This window comes from Ruminococcus sp. FC2018 (assembly GCF_000621805.1).
Lineage (GTDB): Bacteria > Bacillota > Clostridia > Oscillospirales > Ruminococcaceae > Hominimerdicola.
On record NZ_JHXH01000007.1, the window covers coordinates 79,126 to 95,085 of the forward strand.

The window sequence follows — 15,960 nt, forward strand, 5'->3', positions numbered from 1 at the left end:
AGGAATGAGAAAAAATGAGGACCTGTAAGGCAGTAAAAGTCGGAGATCTTACTCTTGACGGCAAAAAGATCTATATCCAATCCATGCTCAACATTCCCTCTGATAATATCGAGGGCTCTGTAAAACAGGCAGTTGAACTTGAAAAGGCAGGTTGCGAGATAATCAGGGCGGCTATACCTGATGCTAATGCTGTAAAGCTGATTCCTGCAATAAAGGAAAGGGTATCAATGCCTTTGGTTGCTGATATCCATTTTGATTATAAGCTGGCGATTGCATCTGCGCAGGCAGGTGTTGATGCCATAAGAATAAATCCGGGCAATATAGGGGACATTTCCCGTGTCAGGGAAGTTGTTAAAGTGTGCACGCAGCGTGGCATTCCCATAAGGATCGGAGTTAACGGGGGTTCGCTTGAGAAAAATATCCTCGCTAAATATGGTTCTCCCTGTGCTGAAGCTTTGGTGAAAAGTGCCATGGGACATGTGAAAATCCTTGAGGACTGCGATTTTGATAATATAGTTATCTCTATCAAGTCATCAAATGTGGATACTATGGTTAAGGGATACAGATTGCTTGCCCAAAAGTGTAATTATCCGCTTCACCTTGGTGTTACCGAAGCAGGAACAGAGCGAATGGGTCTTATCAAGTCATCTGTCGGCATCGGCTCGCTTCTTCTGGACGGTATTGGGGAAACAATAAGGGTTTCGCTTACAGATGAGCCGGTCAAAGAAATATATGCAGCAAAGGATATCTTAAAAGCTATTGGAAAGGGAAGCGGCATAAAGATAGTTTCCTGTCCTACTTGTGGAAGAACAAAGATAGATCTGATCGGGCTTGCAAAAAAAGTCGAAGAGCTTACCCGGGATATAGATAAGGATATTACCGTTGCAGTAATGGGATGTGTAGTTAACGGAATAGGTGAAGCAGGTGAAGCTGATGTTGGAATAGCAGGCGGGGATAAATGTGCTGTGCTGTTCAAAAAAGGAAAGCAGATCTGCAAGCTTCCTGAAGAAGAGGCTTTAAAGGCGCTTATAGAAGAAATAAACAAGCTTTAAGGATATAAATTATGGATAACAATTTCACAGAGTTTTTCTCAAGCTTTCAGTATGATTTTCCGCCCGAAATGTGCAGCGGAAAAATACTAAAAATAACTTCAAACAATGAGCATACCGCTTTGTGTGTTACAGCTTCATTTTCACAGCTTGTTACATACGATCAGATAGTGGATTTCTGCACGTTTATGAAGGACAAGCTGTCAATAAGGAGATTCACAGTAAACTGTAAGTTTGCTCCGGATATGCTCACTGCAGATTATTTCACACAGATATTCAAGTTTTTTAAAGACAGATTTTCTCTTGTTAACGGCTTTTTCTATGACGCTGTGGCAAAGATAAGCGATGGTGTTGTAACTATTGAGCTTAAACACGGTGGATATAGACTTTTAAAAGATAACGGAGCTTCAAGGGAGCTTTCTGCTCTTATAGAAGAAATGTTTTCGGTAAGGTATAAGGTAGAATTTAACGGTCTGCTCGAAAATGACAGCGAGAAGATCAGACGGGAACAACAGGAATTTCTTGCAAATTTACCGCCTCCGGAAATTCCGCAGCGGTCTGATGCAAATAATGCACCTTCTGCAAGTATTCCTTCAAATAAAAAGGACGAAGAAAAGATCGAATTCCGTACTTGCAGTGTTGACTTTACAAGGCTCCATCTTTTGTGTGAAAATGCATTAGTACTTAAAGGATCGCCCATTTCTCCAAATGCTGATGTCAGCGAAATGAAGAATATACCGGGCGATTTCCAGGGTGCTGTTACCGCATGGGGAGACGTTTTCAAGATAGAAACCAAAGAAACCAAGAAAGGTATGCTTATCGCTAAGCTCTTTTTTACGGATTATACATCATCTTTATCTATCAAATTGGTGGGCGCTTTAAGGGCTAATAAGTTTAATCCGCTTACCAAGCAGGTCCTTGAAGCTATGCTTGAAAAGCTGAAAAAGGGAAGTACCATAATAGCTGCGGGGAAAATGGATGAGGATGATTTTGATCACTCTTTCTACCTTATCCCTGAATCGATCATGCTTGTAAAGCGTGAACTAAAAAAGGACACTGCGGAGAAAAAACGAGTTGAGCTGCATCTGCATACAAATATGTCACAGATGGATGCCATGTCTCCGGCCGCAAATCTTGTAAACAGAGCGAATTTCTGGGGTCATAAAGCCGTTGCTATCACCGATCACGGTGTTGTACAGGCTTTCTCCGAAGCCGGTGGTGCCTGCTCAAAGATACGTAAGGATAATCCTGATTTCAAGATCCTGTACGGTGTTGAGAACTATGAGGTCAATAACGATGCGAACGTCTATACAGGCTGTGATAAAAGGGAACTGACAGAAGACTTTATTGCCGTTTCAATATCCTTTTCCGAAAGCGGAAATATCACCGCTGTAAGCGCCGAAAAGATCTCGGAGCTTTCAATGTGCGAAAGCGTGTCTTTAAGTATTGGCGACCTGCCTGATGAAAAGACGCTTGTTGAAAGATTTGTGTCATTTTGCGGCAGTGATCCCGTTTTGGTTTTTGATGATGGATATGTAATACAAAAAAGCTTTGATAAGGCACTTGAACGGTGTGGGATCAAGTATGATTATTCTTTCATCGACCTTTCTTCAATGTGCAGACTAATGCTTGATGATGTAACTTCAAAGCTTGACAGCGTTTTGAATAACAGTTTGTTCTCCGACCTTGGAGGCAAGGAGCTGAAAGGTGCGGATCTTATTTCTCATGTGTTTATCAGGCTATGTAAAAAACTGATAGAAACCTATCATTTATTGATAATAACAGTTGACATGATCAACAGTCTGCTTGGTGATGAGGGCGAGGAGAATATCAGAAATCAAAGACGCTATCACCAGATAATTCTTGTACGTAACAATACAGGACTGAAGAATCTGTACAGACTTATTTCGGATTCCAATCTTAAATACTATAAACGCCGTCCGAGGATCCCTAAGTCACAGCTTGTAAAACACAGAGAGGGTCTTATTATCGGATCTGCCTGTGAACAGGGCGAAGTGTTCCGTGCTATGGCGGAAGGTGCATCATGGGATAAACTTAAACAGATCGCATCTTTTTACGACTACCTTGAAATACAGCCTATCGGTAACAATGAGTTTATGCTCAGAAACGGTACTGTGACAACATATGAACAGCTGAGAGATTACAACAGAACGATCTGTAAGCTTGCAGACGAGCTTGGTTTGCCTGTATGTGCCACAGGTGACGTTCATTTTCTTGATAAGGGCGATGCACAGTTCAGAGCAATAATTATGGCCGGACAGGGATTTGCCGATGCTGACAACCAGGCACCGCTTTATTTCAAAACTACAGATGAGATGCTTGAAGAATTTTCGTATCTGGGTGAAGAAAAGGCATTTGAGGTCGTTGTTACCAATACAAATCGTGTTGCCGATCTTGTTGATCCGGACCTTAAAGCCTTTCCTAACGGTACATATACACCGTTTATCGAGGGCGCAGTGTATGAGCTTCAGGTAATATGCTGGAAAAAGTGCCTTAGCATTTTTGGCGACTGCGACCCGGAAAGCATAATCGTACCGGCTGAAAAAGATCTTGACGATGATCAGGTAAAGCATATAAGCAAGTACTACGAGGGACATATCCCGCCTATTGTTTTCAACAGATTGGAAAGAGAACTTGACTCGATCATTGAACACGGTTTTGCCGTACTGTATATGATCTCTCAGAAGCTTGTTGCATATTCAAATCAGAACGGATACCAGGTCGGTTCCCGTGGTTCGGTTGGTTCATCTTTTGTTGCCTCTATGTCAGGTATTTCCGAGGTAAACCCTCTGGAACCCCATTATGTGTGTCCTGAATGTCGTTACAGCGAGTTTATTACCGACGGCTCTGTTGGCTCAGGCTTTGATCTTCCGCCGAAAAAATGTCCCCAATGCGGTGCTGAACTTAATCGTGACGGTCATGATATACCGTTTGAAACATTCCTTGGCTTCCATGGGGATAAAGCACCGGATATCGACCTTAACTTCTCCGGAGCATTCCAGTCCAGAGCACATAAGTATACAGAAGAGCTTTTTGGTGAAGATCATGTATTCAAGGCAGGTACTATAAGTGCTGTTCAGGATAAAAATGCTTACGGATATGTATTAAAATATCTTGAAGAACGTGGAAAGACAGCTTCTCCGGCTGAAATAGAAAGACTGACCATCGGCTGCTGTGGAATAAAGAAAACGACCTCACAGCATCCGGGCGGAATGGTTGTTATCCCCAGCGACTATGAGGTGTATGATTTTACTCCCGTTCAGCATCCTGCTGAAAAAATAGACTCTGACATGGTCACAACACACTTTGACTTCCATTCGCTGCATGACACCATTCTTAAACTTGATGAGCTTGGTCACGATGTTCCTACGCTTTATAAGTACCTTGAGGAGTTCAGCGGAAAGGATATTACAAAGATACCTATGTCCGACCCTGATGTTTACAGCCTTTTCACATCACCTGAGGCTCTGGGTGTTACGACCGAAGATATAATGTTTAACACCGGAACGCTTGCTATACCGGAAATGGGTACAAAATTTGTTTGTCAGATGCTTATGGATGCAAAGCCAAAGAATTTCTCCGACCTTCTCCAGATATCCGGTCTGTCCCACGGTACAGACGTTTGGCTTGGAAACGCAAAGGATCTGATAGCTAATAATATCTGCGACATTTCTAATGTTATCGGAACCAGAGACAGTATTATGACCTACCTTATACACCATGGAGTGGACAAGAGCCTCTCGTTTAAAATAATGGAGATAACCCGTAAAGGAAAAGCCCCTGCACTGCTGACCGAAGATATGCAGAATGAAATGAGAGCGCATGATGTACCTCAGTGGTATATCGACAGCTGTTTGAAAATCAAGTATATGTTCCCTAAAGCCCATGCCGCAGCGTATGTTATTGCAGCGATCAGGCTTTGCTGGTTTAAGGTGCATGACCCACTGACGTTCTATGCTTCTATATTTACAGTCCGTGGAGAAGACTTTGACGCTGAAACGGTAATGAAGGGAAAGTTCTTTTTAAGATCCAAGATACAGGAATATGAGGCAATGCCTAAAAATGAAAAGTCTAAGAAGGACGAAGATGTGTGTGATATGCTTCTTGTTGCCAATGAGATGCTATCCAGAGGCTATGAATTTCTTCCCGTAGATATTTATAAGTCACATTCGTTTATATATCAGATAGAAGACGGAAAAATAAGGCTTCCGTTCTGTTCCCTTAACGGAGTGGGCGAAAACGCAGCTAAACTGATTTATGAAAAAGCAAGAGATCAGGGATTTATCTCCGTTGAGGAATTCCAGATCCAAAGCGGTGTGCCAAGATCAGTGGTGGAGACACTGGACAGAAACGGTGCTTTTGGAGATCTTCCAAAGCAAAATCAGCTGTCTTTGTTCTGAGACTTAATAATTATTTTACAAATTTTGCGTTTCTGTTTTGTGCAAAATTACTTGACAGGTTATGTATACTATGGTAGAATGATTTAGGATAATATCATAGTAATATGCTAATACTTTAGCACGCTAAACTAAAACAATATAGGAACGATGAAGGAATGATAGAATGAAAAAAAACGATCTGATAACTCCTGAAGGAACACGGGATCTGCTTTTTGACGAGTGTATCGCAAGACGTGAAGCAGAACAAAAACTGAATATCCTTTTCACCCGAACGGGATATAGTGAGGTCGTAACACCGGGCATAGAGTTTTATGACCTTTTCACCTCAAGTACAAGGCATTTCAGCCAGGAAAACATGTACAAACTGGTCGATTCAAAGGGCAGGATCATTGTTATGCGTCCCGATTCAACTATTCCTATTGCAAGGCTTGCAGCTTCAAGATTGAAGGATACTGATTTTCCTTTAAGACTTTTCTATAATCAGAGCGTGTATGAGAACAACGCTTTGCTTAAAGGGAGGTCTGATGAGGTAGTTCAGGCGGGAATTGAGCTTCTTGGCGGTGAAAACAAAAAGCGTGCTGATTACGAGGCACTTTCAATAGCCGTTGAAGCTTTGTCCGGTTTTGACAGCGATAATTTCAGACTTGAGATCGGACATATCGGATATTTCAAAACTCTGATGGACAAGCTTGATGTTGACAGCGATGTCAAGGAGGATATCAGAACACTTATATCCACAAAAAATTATCCGGTTCTCAATGATCTGCTTGATGCGATCGGCGATACAAAGGTTGTTAAAGCACTTAAACAGCTCCCGCGTCTTTTCGGTGGTGTTGATGTCCTCGATAAAGCAGCTGCGCTGTATACCGATGATAAAATAAGTGAGATACTCGATAATCTCCGTGAGGTATTCAACAGACTTTCCTCATTGGGCTATGAAGGGAAGATCTCCCTTGACCTGGGAATAGTCAGCCATATAGACTATTATACAGGCATTGTTTTCAGAGGCTATCTGTCTACGATCGGTGAGGCGGTCCTGAAGGGCGGCAGATATGATAATCTTGTGGGAGAGTTTGGCAGAGAATGCAACGCAGTTGGCTTCGGAGTTAATGTTGACAGTGCCGCCAAGCACATGATGATTTGCGGGAAGAGTAAAAAAGCTGAAACATCCCAGGTGCTTGTTTTCGGTAAAGCAGGTCATGAGGTCGACGCCATGCGCTATGTGCTTGACTTGCTGAAGAAAGGTATACAGGCAGAGAATTCGCTTTTTGACAGCAGTGAGGAAAGTGAAGATTATGCCAGAAGAAAAGGCATTAAGAAACTTGCTGTCATTGGTGATGAGATCACCGTGATCTCTTTATTAGAGTAAGAGTAATTGGAGGTAGATCATATGAATAAACCGCTTCGTATTGCTCTTACAAAGGGCAGGTTGGAAAAAGACACAGTCGGTTTGCTGGAAAGCTTTGGTTATGACTGTACATCGATACGTGAAAAGGGAAGAAAGCTTATCCTTTCTGTTCCCGACGGTAATCTTGAGGTCGTCCTTGCCAAGGCTAATGACGTTATTACTTATGTTGAACACGGTGTGTGCGATATGGGCGTTGTGGGCAAGGATACGATCATGGAAATGAAGGGCAAGTGTTTTGAGCTTGTTGATCTTGGTTTCGGAAAATGTAAATTTGCCCTTGCAACGAAGAAAGGCTATGATTTTTATTCAGGATATAACGTAAAGACTATTGCAACAAAGTATCCCAATGTCACCCGTAACTTTTTTGAAGCCAAGGGAATGGATGTGGATATAGTTAAAATTGAGGGATCGGTAGAGCTTGCACCGCTTCTTGAGCTTGCAGATGCAATAGTCGATATTGTTGAGACTGGAACAACACTTAAAGAAAATGGTCTTGAAGTTATTGAGGATGTTTGTCCTGTTTCTGCAAGACTGATAGTAAATATGGTAAGTATGAAACTAAGACAGAATGAGATCGAGAGCTTTGTTGAGCTCGTAGAAAAAAGACTTGATAAGTAGGAGGAAGTTTATATGGAATACGTAATAGTAGGTGCTATTGTCGGTGCGTTTATAGGAGTTGTATTTGTTCTCGCTAAAAAACAGAACGCAAACGATGAAGCCATTGCAGCTGCATTGCCTGAGGAGGTCAAAAACTATCTTATGCAAACTCCAATGCAGCCTGTTGACGGCGTGCCTGACGGTGCGGCTGTTGTTGGATACATATATAATGTACGTAAGCAGAATGCTTCAAATGTCTGGTTCACAATCATGTATTATAATCAGTATTTTCCAAACCTGAGGGATAAGATAATAAGTGCCGATATTAAAACATCCATTGCTGAAGCACAGGCACATAATCTTGGACCTAATATGTATGTCTGGATACTGTTTAACCAGGATAAAACACCACAGCTCATATACCAGCAATAGGATCGGAGGACTGTAAAATGGATATTGTAAATATTAAAAAGATATATGCTAACGGAAAAGATGAAATCGAGTTCTTTAAACAGCTTGAAAAACGTAACGGTGAAACAAACAAGGAGATCACAGCTGTTGTATCGGATATAATCGAGAATGTGAAAAACAACGGAGATAAGGCTGTCAATGACTATACTTTAAAATTTGACGGAAAGCTCCCACAGTACTATGAAGTTCCAAGAGATGTTATCAACGATGCTCTTACAGAGGCAGACCCGAAGCTGGTTGAAGCATTGCTGAATTGCATTGAGAATATAACCGATTTTCACCAGAGACAGAAAGCTCAGAGCTTTGTTAACTGTACACCTGATGGTTGTGTGCTTGGTCAGAAGGTAAGAGGTCTTGAAAAGGTCGGTCTTTATGTCCCCGGCGGCACAGCAGCGTATCCTTCAAGCGTCCTGATGAACGCAATTCCTGCAAAGATAGCAGGTGTAAAGGAAATAACCATGGTAACACCGCCTCTTAAAGACGGTACACCAAATAAAGATATACTTGTTGCTGCTGCACTTTGCGGAGTTGACAGAGTATTTCTTGCAGGCGGCGCCCAGGCTATAGCTGCCCTTGCTTACGGCACAGAGCAGATGCCTAAGGTGGATAAGATCGTCGGACCGGGAAATATCTATGTGGCTACTGCAAAGAAACTGCTTTACGGAACTGTTGATATTGATATGTTTGCCGGACCGAGCGAAATACTTGTTATGGCTGACGAAAAAGCAAATCCAAGGTATATTGCTGCCGATCTTATGTCACAGGCTGAGCATGACAGGCTTGCATCGGCTATTCTCGTAACTACGAGCGAAAGCATTGCCGAGCAGACTGTTGATGAGATCGGAAATCAGATCGAGCATCTTGAGAGAGCTGATATAATAAGATATTCTCTCGAAAACTACGGTGCGATCCTTATTTGTGATACTAAGGATCAGGCATGCGAGATGGCAAATAAGTTCTCTCCGGAGCACCTTGAGGTTCTCTTTGAGCACCCCATGGAGTACGTTGGTAAGCTTGATAATGCAGGTTCCATATTCCTTGGACAGTATGCACCGGAGCCTCTTGGCGACTACTATGCCGGTCCGAACCACGTCCTTCCCACAAGCGGAACAGCCAGATTTTTCTCACCTCTTTCCGTTACAAGTTTTGAAAAGCGTTCCAGCTTTATATACTACACACATGATGCGCTTCAGAAGGGTAAGGATGATATAATTTATGTGGCTGAAAAGGAAAGCTTGACAGCTCACGCCAATTCCATAAAAGTAAGGTTTTAAATAATTACAGGCAGGTGTTATTTATGAGAACAGCACAGATCGAAAGAAAGACAAGAGAAACAGATATAGTTTTATCCATTGACCTGGACGGAAAGGGCAATGTATCAGTTGATTCGGGGATCGGCTTTTTTGATCATATGCTAACCGCTCTTGCTGTACACAGCGGAGTTGATATGGATATTAAATGCAAAGGTGACCTGAATGTTGATGGTCATCACAGTGTGGAAGATATCGGAATATGTCTTGGCAAAGCTTTTGCACAGGCACTTGGGGATAAAGCCGGTATCGCACGCTATGGCAGTGCCTTTGTACCCATGGATGAAGCGCTTGCATTTTGTTCATTGGATATAAGTGGAAGATCCTTTCTTGTTTTTGATGCTGCTTTTTCAGATGACAGAATAGGTGAATTTGATACCTGTCTTGCAGAGGAGTTTTTCAGAGCTTTTGCCTTCAATGCCGGTATTACTTTGCACATCAAAGAGGAGTACGGTAAAAACGATCACCATATTTGTGAGGCTATATTTAAAGCTGTGGCTCATGCGCTGAAACAGGCACTTGCTTTTAACGGTGGTGCAGTTCTTTCAACAAAAGGAGTATTGTGATGATCGCAATTATAGATTACGGTGCAGGCAATATTTTCTCGGTAAAGAATGCTCTTGATTATCTTGGCTTTGATAGTATCCTGACCAGAGATGTTTCTGAGATCAAGTCGGCAGATGCATTGATCCTTCCCGGTGTGGGAGCTTTTCCTGCTGCCATGAAGATGCTTGTTGATAGCGGTTTGGTCGACACAATAAAAGAGCAGGCAAAGCAAAAGCCTTTTCTGGGCATATGTCTGGGAATGCAGCTTCTGTTTGAAAAAAGCTATGAGTTTGAAGAATGTAAAGGCTTGTCACTTGTTCAGGGATATGTTGATAAGATCACAGAACCGGGACTGGTAATACCTCATATGGGCTGGAATAAGCTTGAGTTCTCGCAGCATAGTCCTTTGTTAAATGGATTAGGAAATGACGAGTACGTGTATTTTGTCCATTCGTATAAGGCGTTTTGTAACGATGAGACACTCTTTGCATTCTGTGATTACGGATCCAGGGTCCCCGCTGTTGTCGGTGACGGAAAATTTGTTTTTGGCAGTCAGTTTCACCCTGAAAAGAGCGGCGAAACGGGACTGAAAATACTTAAAAACTTTGTTTTGATGTCGAGGTAGTGTTATGGAGATAAGCAGACCTAATATCGATGAAGGTAATGGTTTTGATTGGGGAAAAACATCAGAAGATTACGCAAGGTACAGAGATATCTATCCGGCTGTTTTCTATGATAAAATCGCTCAGATGGGCTTGTGCATAAAGGGACAGTCTGTACTTGATATCGGGACCGGTACAGGTGTACTGCCACGAAATATGTATGGATACGGTGCAGACTGGACAGGAACAGATATCTCCGACAATCAGATAGAGCAGGCTCGTATACTGTCCAAGGCGCAGAAAATGGATATTAAATATGTGGTTTCCTCAGCTGAAGAGCTGCCTTTTGAATCCGGTTCATTTGATGTAATTACAGCTTGTCAATGTTATTGGTATTTTGACCATAAAGTTACATCAAAGCTTTTCAGCGAACTGCTAAAGACTCAGGGGAAGGTTGTGTTTATGCTTATGAACTGGCTCCCGTTTGAAGATGAGATCGCAAAGAAAAGTGAGGAGCTTGTGTTAAAGTATAACCCTTCCTGGTCAGGCTGTGGGGAGACTTTCCATCCATTGGCTATACCGGAAGAGTACAATGAATACTTTGATATTGATAATACGCTCCAATTCCGTATACCGGTTGCTTTTACACGTGAGACCTGGAACGGAAGAATAAAAGCTTGCCGTGGAATAGGCGCATCTCAGCTTAATGAACAGGAAAAGGAACAATGGGAAAAAGAGCACCTTTTAATGCTCCGGCAGTACCCTGAAAAATTTGAGATATTACATTATGCAGCCTTCGCTGTTTTAAAGAAAAAGTAACAAGGGGAAGATCTGATGCTTGCTAAAAGAATTATCCCATGCCTTGATGTCCGTGACGGAAAGGTCGTTAAGGGCGTAAATTTTGAGGGAATTAAAGAGGTTGGAGATCCCGTTGAATGTGCTTATGAGTACAATCTCCAGGGTGCCGATGAAATAGTATTTTATGATATAACTGCGTCACACGAGGGACGTGGAGTAATACTTGATGTTGTGAGAGAAACTGCAAAAAAAGTTTTTGTCCCCCTGACTGTTGGCGGAGGTATTGCAACGGTGGACGATATCCGTGATACGCTTCGTGCCGGTGCAGACAAGGTCTCAGTCAATTCTCAGGCAGTAAAGAACCCTCAGCTTATTAAAGACGGTGCCGATATATTTGGCAGCCAGTGTATCTGCGTTGGTGTGGACGCCAAAGCTATAAGTCCTAATAAATGGACAGTTTATATCAACGGCGGAAGAATAGATATGAAGATAGATCTTATTGACTGGGTAAAAAAATGCGAACAGCTGGGAGCGGGTGAGATCTGTCTGAATTCTATTGATACCGACGGCGTCAGGGGAGGTTTTGATATTCCTATGTTGAAAGCAGTTGTAGATGCCGTTAAGATACCTGTCATAGCTTCGGGCGGAGCAGGAAAGCTAGGAGATTTTGCTGATGCATTTATAAAGACGGATTGCTCTGCAGCGCTTGCAGCAAGCCTTTTCCATTTCAAAGAGCTTACCGTAGGACAGGTCAAGGACGATTGCCGCAGTAAAGGCATCACTGTGAGGTAATCAATGGATAATATATGGAACGAAATGTACGAGGCTGCAAAAGCTGTGCTAAGCCCAAAACAAGTGTCTGAATATGTTGCCTGTGGAGAGGTAAGTGCAGCTGTTCTCAGTAAGACCGGAAAGATTTATACCGGCGTTTGTATCGATACCTGCTCTACCCTTGGGATTTGTGCTGAGAGAAACGCTATTTTTAATATGATGACCAACGGCGAGTATGAGATAGAAAAAGTCCTTTGTATCCCTCCCAATGAGGGAAAGGGTGCTCCCTGCGGTGCTTGTCGTGAGCTTATAGTCCAGCTTATGCCTGATAGCTATAAAAATATCGAAGTAATGCTTGATTACAGCAAAGGAGAGGTCATCACCATGGGTGAGCTTACGCCCCATTGGTGGATCGGATGATGTTGATGTTATGATAGAGTATAAAGATATACATGATTTTACGAGTGAACAGCTTGAAAGGCTGTTTCTGTCCGTTGAGTGGTCATCGGGTCATTTCCCGGATAAGCTCGTAACTGCAATGAAAAACTTTGAGACAGTTTATTCTGCCTGGGACGGAGAAAAGCTCGTGGGCATGATATGCGCTATGGATGACGGCATAATGACTGCCTATGTCCATTATCTGCTGGTCGATCCCGATTATCACGGACAAACGATCGGCAGAACACTTGTGGATATGACAAAGCAGAAATATAAGGATTATCTCAGAGTTGTTCTTGTGGCATATAAAAATGAAACGCATTTTTATGAGCAGTGCGGCTTTAAAATCGAGGACAAGTCACTGCCTATGTGTATAACAAGTCTGTGGACGTAAAGGAGTATTTATGAACTGCATAAAAATAGACATTAACGACCTGGATAAATATTTTGTAAAAAGCGAGCTTATTCCTGCTATTTGCTATGAGGTCGATACAAAGACAGTACTTATGCTTGCGTATATGAATAAGGATAGTCTGAAAAAGACTCTTGAAACCGGATATACCTGGTTCTGGAGCCGTTCAAGACAAGAATTGTGGAATAAAGGCGCTACCAGCGGTCATCTGCAAAAGGTCATAAGCATTTATTCTGACTGTGATGATGATACCTTGCTTGTTAATGTAAAGCAGACAGGTGCTGCTTGTCATACCGGTTCGTACAGCTGCTTTTTCAATGAGATGTATAATGAGGAGGAAGAATGAAATGAATGTTTATCAGGAAATCTTTGAGGTGCTCAAGCAAAGAAAAATAGATAACGATAACGGAAATGCTCCTGAAAAATCGTACACCTGTTATCTTTATCAGCAGGGTGTTGATAAGATCTGCAAAAAGGTCGGCGAAGAAGCTGCCGAGACAATTATTGCAGCTAAAAACGGTGATAATGAGGAACTTAAAAATGAGATCAATGATCTTTTATATCATGTTATGGTGCTTTGTGCTAATCAGGGTCTTGACTGGAGCGAGATAGAAAAGGTGCTTGAGGAAAGAAACGAAAAGATAGGAAATCTTAAACAGTTCCACACTACCGATAAGAATACATAATTCAGATAAAAGAGCGGTAACAGTCACCGCTCTTTATTTTTTTCACTGTTTTTGCACACATATAGTCCCGAATGAATAAGATATAGGGAAGTAAAAAAACTGCTTCTAACATATTATGATTCAGGAGGATTTTACTATGAGTGATTCCGTAAAACAGAACACGTTTAAAGATGCTGTGTGCGTTGAAGCCATGCGTGTGTTCGATTCCTGTTCATCGCAGGATTGTCTTGAGGATCTGCTTGTAAGCGTAGATGCCCCGACACAGGAGCTGCTGAACAATGCTTCGCATGTTAAAATTCCGTGTGCAGAGGTGATCGATGCCACATTTACGGTAGATGCCGTGCCCTTTAATAAAGGGTTTTACTCTGTGGATATTACCTATACATTCAGCCTTGATCTGCAGATCACTCCCTGCGGTGACGGTGCCGTGACAGATGCAACCGGTTCGTGCAAGTTTAGTAAGAAGGTTATTCTTTTCGGCAGTGAAGGCAATACAAAGGCATTTCGCTCAGATGAGGCAAACGGTCCAATTATCAATGGCTGCGACTGCTGTTCAACAATGCCGATCGCTTCTGTGAGCGTTGTAGATCCGATCGTTCTTAACACAAAGCTCCTTTGCAACCCTTGTCTGCCTGTTACTAACTGTAATATTGACTGTAATGACTCCCAGGGCTGTCAGGAAGATCCGGTTATAGATCCTACAAACAGGATAGTAAGAACGACCCTTGGTCTGTTCTCAGTCATCAAGCTTGAAAGACCTGTACCTGTACTTGTACCGGTATATGATTATTGTATACCTCTAAAGGAGTGTTCAAGCAATACCGATTCTCCGTGTGAAGTATTTGAGAAAATTGCTTTCCCCACCGATGAGTTTTTCCCTAAAGGGCTTGAAACTGAAGAAACTACCGAAGATAATACGCAAACATAATTATTTCCCTTTTTCGCCGCAGCACGAACTGCGGCGATTTTTGTTTGTTTGTGGTTGACAAAGCAACTGAAAAGTTATATAATAAAATAGTATTGTTGTGCCCTGAAATAAGCTGAAATGAGGTTATCAAATGCCTGAAACAATAACCGAAAAGCAGGCTGCAAAGTCTGAACTTGTGCGTTATTGCACCGAATATAAATCAACATATGCGCATTCTCCTCTGGCGTTTGTCCACTCTTTTGGCTGCCAGCAAAATGTTAGTGACGGAGAAAAGATCAAAGGTGAGCTGATAAAAATAGGTTATGAGCTTACCGATGATTACAGCAGCGCTCAGTTAATAATCTTTAACACCTGCGCCGTCAGAGAAAATGCAGAGGATAAAGTTTACGGGACGATAGGTGACCTGAAGCATTTTAAAGAACAAAATCCTGATACTGTAATTGCTGTCTGTGGATGTATGGCACAGCAAAAACACGTTGTGGAAAAGATAAGATCCACCTATCGGCAAGTCGACCTTGTTTTTGGTACGTTTGCATATAATGAGTTCTATCAAATGCTTTGGGAGGTCGTTTCAAAGCGCAAACGTGTTTTTAATATCTCTGAGAACAGCCTTGATATTAATGAAGACTTCAAACAATTCAGAGAGGACAAGCTGCGAGCATATGTTCCGATCATGTATGGCTGCAATAATTTCTGTACGTACTGTATTGTTCCGTACGTACGTGGACGTGAGAGGAGCAGAAAGCCTGATGCAGTAATAAATGAAGTCAGACAGCTTGTTGAAAACGGATATAAGGAGATCACACTTCTTGGACAGAATGTCAACTCATATAGTTACGGTTTTCCGGAGCTTTTGAGAAGTATAAACAATATTCCCGGCAAATTCAGGATAAGATTTATGTCAAGCCATCCTAAGGATGCAAGCAAAGAACTTATTGATACAATAATGGACTGCGATAAAGTCTGCAAATGTTTGCATCTGCCCGTTCAGTCAGGCTGTGACAGGGTGCTTAAGGCAATGAACAGACATTATGACATTGCTCAGTATATGTCTGTCATTGAGTATGCAAGAAGCAGATCAAGCGATTTTTCCTTTTCGACTGATATTATCGTAGGTTTTCCGGGAGAAACATATGAGGAATTCTGTGAAACAAAGGATATAATTAAAACTGTAAAATACGATAATATCTATTCTTTTGTTTTTTCTAAAAGAAGCGGTACAAAAGCAGCTGAGCTTGAGGATAATATCAGTGATAAGCAAAAGGGGCTTTGGCTTCGTGAACTTCTGCTTGAACAGCGAGAGATTTCCTCACAGTGGCTTTCCAGATTTGTCGGCAGAACCGTTGAGGTACTTGTTGAGAGCGAGGGCAGAACCGGCGAAGGGTATCTTACAGGAAAAAACGATGAGGGAATAATCGTTGAGTTTGCGGGGAATAAAAAATATATAGGTGAATTCGTACAGGTTCGCATTATAAAAGCTATGAACTGGGCTTTGAGCGGCGAGCTTGTTGAAGAATAATTAT

The 15,960-nt window shown here is 42.1% G+C and carries 16 protein-coding genes; all 16 read left to right on the top strand.

Features of this window, described 5'->3' with window-relative positions; genetic code table 11:
* The first annotated feature begins 14 nt into the window (after positions 1 to 14).
* Positions 15 to 1,052, top strand: a complete 1,038-nt coding sequence (gene ispG / locus T494_RS0106420; RefSeq protein ID WP_028505593.1) for a flavodoxin-dependent (E)-4-hydroxy-3-methylbut-2-enyl-diphosphate synthase — start codon at positions 15 to 17, stop codon at positions 1,050 to 1,052.
* Between the two features lie 11 nt (positions 1,053 to 1,063).
* On the top strand, positions 1,064 to 5,470 hold the full coding sequence (locus T494_RS0106425; RefSeq protein ID WP_028505594.1) for a PolC-type DNA polymerase III: 4,407 nt from the start codon (positions 1,064 to 1,066) through the stop codon (positions 5,468 to 5,470).
* A 163-nt stretch (positions 5,471 to 5,633) separates the two neighbouring features.
* Entirely contained in the window at positions 5,634 to 6,839 is a 1,206-nt protein-coding gene (gene hisZ / locus T494_RS0106430; RefSeq protein WP_028505595.1) for an ATP phosphoribosyltransferase regulatory subunit, read from the top strand.
* A 21-nt stretch (positions 6,840 to 6,860) separates the two neighbouring features.
* On the top strand, positions 6,861 to 7,496 hold the full coding sequence (gene hisG / locus T494_RS0106435; RefSeq protein ID WP_028505596.1) for an ATP phosphoribosyltransferase: 636 nt from the start codon (positions 6,861 to 6,863) through the stop codon (positions 7,494 to 7,496).
* Positions 7,497 to 7,508: 12 nt separating this feature from the next.
* Positions 7,509 to 7,907: a hypothetical protein gene (locus T494_RS0106440; RefSeq protein ID WP_028505597.1), complete on the top strand. Its 399-nt coding sequence runs from the start codon at positions 7,509 to 7,511 to the stop codon at positions 7,905 to 7,907.
* Positions 7,908 to 7,924: 17 nt separating this feature from the next.
* Positions 7,925 to 9,220, top strand: coding sequence for a histidinol dehydrogenase (gene hisD, locus T494_RS0106445; protein WP_037344136.1), 1,296 nt, complete (start codon positions 7,925 to 7,927; stop codon positions 9,218 to 9,220).
* Positions 9,221 to 9,243: 23 nt separating this feature from the next.
* A complete protein-coding gene (gene hisB, locus T494_RS0106450) occupies positions 9,244 to 9,822 on the top strand; it encodes an imidazoleglycerol-phosphate dehydratase HisB (protein ID WP_028505599.1) in 579 nt (192 codons plus the stop codon).
* The gene (hisH, locus tag T494_RS0106455) at positions 9,822 to 10,427 is read left to right on the top strand and encodes an imidazole glycerol phosphate synthase subunit HisH (RefSeq protein ID WP_028505600.1); all 606 of its coding nucleotides are present in this window, start codon (positions 9,822 to 9,824) and stop codon (positions 10,425 to 10,427) included. Before hisB ends, hisH begins: the two co-directional genes overlap by 1 nt.
* 4 nt (positions 10,428 to 10,431) lie before the next feature.
* A complete protein-coding gene (locus T494_RS0106460) occupies positions 10,432 to 11,223 on the top strand; it encodes a class I SAM-dependent methyltransferase (protein WP_028505601.1) in 792 nt (263 codons plus the stop codon).
* A 15-nt stretch (positions 11,224 to 11,238) separates the two neighbouring features.
* A complete protein-coding gene (gene hisF, locus T494_RS0106465) occupies positions 11,239 to 11,994 on the top strand; it encodes an imidazole glycerol phosphate synthase subunit HisF (protein ID WP_028505602.1) in 756 nt (251 codons plus the stop codon).
* Between the two features lie 3 nt (positions 11,995 to 11,997).
* A complete protein-coding gene (locus tag T494_RS0106470) occupies positions 11,998 to 12,393 on the top strand; it encodes a cytidine deaminase (RefSeq protein ID WP_028505603.1) in 396 nt (131 codons plus the stop codon).
* A gap of 10 nt (positions 12,394 to 12,403) precedes the next feature.
* The gene (locus T494_RS0106475) at positions 12,404 to 12,805 is read left to right on the top strand and encodes a GNAT family N-acetyltransferase (protein ID WP_037344139.1); all 402 of its coding nucleotides are present in this window, start codon (positions 12,404 to 12,406) and stop codon (positions 12,803 to 12,805) included.
* Between the two features lie 10 nt (positions 12,806 to 12,815).
* Entirely contained in the window at positions 12,816 to 13,169 is a 354-nt protein-coding gene (hisI, locus tag T494_RS0106480) for a phosphoribosyl-AMP cyclohydrolase (protein WP_028505605.1), read from the top strand.
* Between the two features lies 1 nt (position 13,170).
* Positions 13,171 to 13,509, top strand: a complete 339-nt coding sequence (hisE, locus tag T494_RS0106485; RefSeq protein WP_028505606.1) for a phosphoribosyl-ATP diphosphatase — start codon at positions 13,171 to 13,173, stop codon at positions 13,507 to 13,509.
* 136 nt (positions 13,510 to 13,645) lie between these two features.
* Positions 13,646 to 14,437, top strand: a complete 792-nt coding sequence (locus tag T494_RS12505; protein ID WP_028505607.1) for a hypothetical protein — start codon at positions 13,646 to 13,648, stop codon at positions 14,435 to 14,437.
* A 130-nt stretch (positions 14,438 to 14,567) separates the two neighbouring features.
* The gene (miaB, locus tag T494_RS0106495; protein ID WP_028505608.1) at positions 14,568 to 15,956 is read left to right on the top strand and encodes a tRNA (N6-isopentenyl adenosine(37)-C2)-methylthiotransferase MiaB; all 1,389 of its coding nucleotides are present in this window, start codon (positions 14,568 to 14,570) and stop codon (positions 15,954 to 15,956) included.
* The last annotated feature ends 4 nt before the right edge of the window (positions 15,957 to 15,960 follow it).

Bases quoted from the DNA above. Each gene is read 5' to 3' on its own strand.
- T494_RS0106425 (WP_028505594.1), top strand. From the start codon at position 1,064: ATGGATAACAATTTCACAGAGTTTTTCTCAAGCTTTCAGTATGATTTT.
- T494_RS0106475 (WP_037344139.1), top strand. From the start codon at position 12,404: ATGATAGAGTATAAAGATATACATGATTTTACGAGTGAACAGCTTGAA.
- T494_RS0106470 (WP_028505603.1), top strand. From the start codon at position 11,998: ATGGATAATATATGGAACGAAATGTACGAGGCTGCAAAAGCTGTGCTA.
- hisF (WP_028505602.1), top strand. From the start codon at position 11,239: ATGCTTGCTAAAAGAATTATCCCATGCCTTGATGTCCGTGACGGAAAG.
- hisE (WP_028505606.1), top strand. From the start codon at position 13,171: ATGAATGTTTATCAGGAAATCTTTGAGGTGCTCAAGCAAAGAAAAATA.
- hisH (WP_028505600.1), top strand. From the start codon at position 9,822: ATGATCGCAATTATAGATTACGGTGCAGGCAATATTTTCTCGGTAAAG.
- hisI (WP_028505605.1), top strand. From the start codon at position 12,816: ATGAACTGCATAAAAATAGACATTAACGACCTGGATAAATATTTTGTA.
- miaB (WP_028505608.1), top strand. From the start codon at position 14,568: ATGCCTGAAACAATAACCGAAAAGCAGGCTGCAAAGTCTGAACTTGTG.
- ispG (WP_028505593.1), top strand. From the start codon at position 15: ATGAGGACCTGTAAGGCAGTAAAAGTCGGAGATCTTACTCTTGACGGC.
- T494_RS12505 (WP_028505607.1), top strand. From the start codon at position 13,646: ATGAGTGATTCCGTAAAACAGAACACGTTTAAAGATGCTGTGTGCGTT.
- hisZ (WP_028505595.1), top strand. From the start codon at position 5,634: ATGAAAAAAAACGATCTGATAACTCCTGAAGGAACACGGGATCTGCTT.
- hisB (WP_028505599.1), top strand. From the start codon at position 9,244: ATGAGAACAGCACAGATCGAAAGAAAGACAAGAGAAACAGATATAGTT.
- hisG (WP_028505596.1), top strand. From the start codon at position 6,861: ATGAATAAACCGCTTCGTATTGCTCTTACAAAGGGCAGGTTGGAAAAA.
- T494_RS0106440 (WP_028505597.1), top strand. From the start codon at position 7,509: ATGGAATACGTAATAGTAGGTGCTATTGTCGGTGCGTTTATAGGAGTT.
- hisD (WP_037344136.1), top strand. From the start codon at position 7,925: ATGGATATTGTAAATATTAAAAAGATATATGCTAACGGAAAAGATGAA.
- T494_RS0106460 (WP_028505601.1), top strand. From the start codon at position 10,432: ATGGAGATAAGCAGACCTAATATCGATGAAGGTAATGGTTTTGATTGG.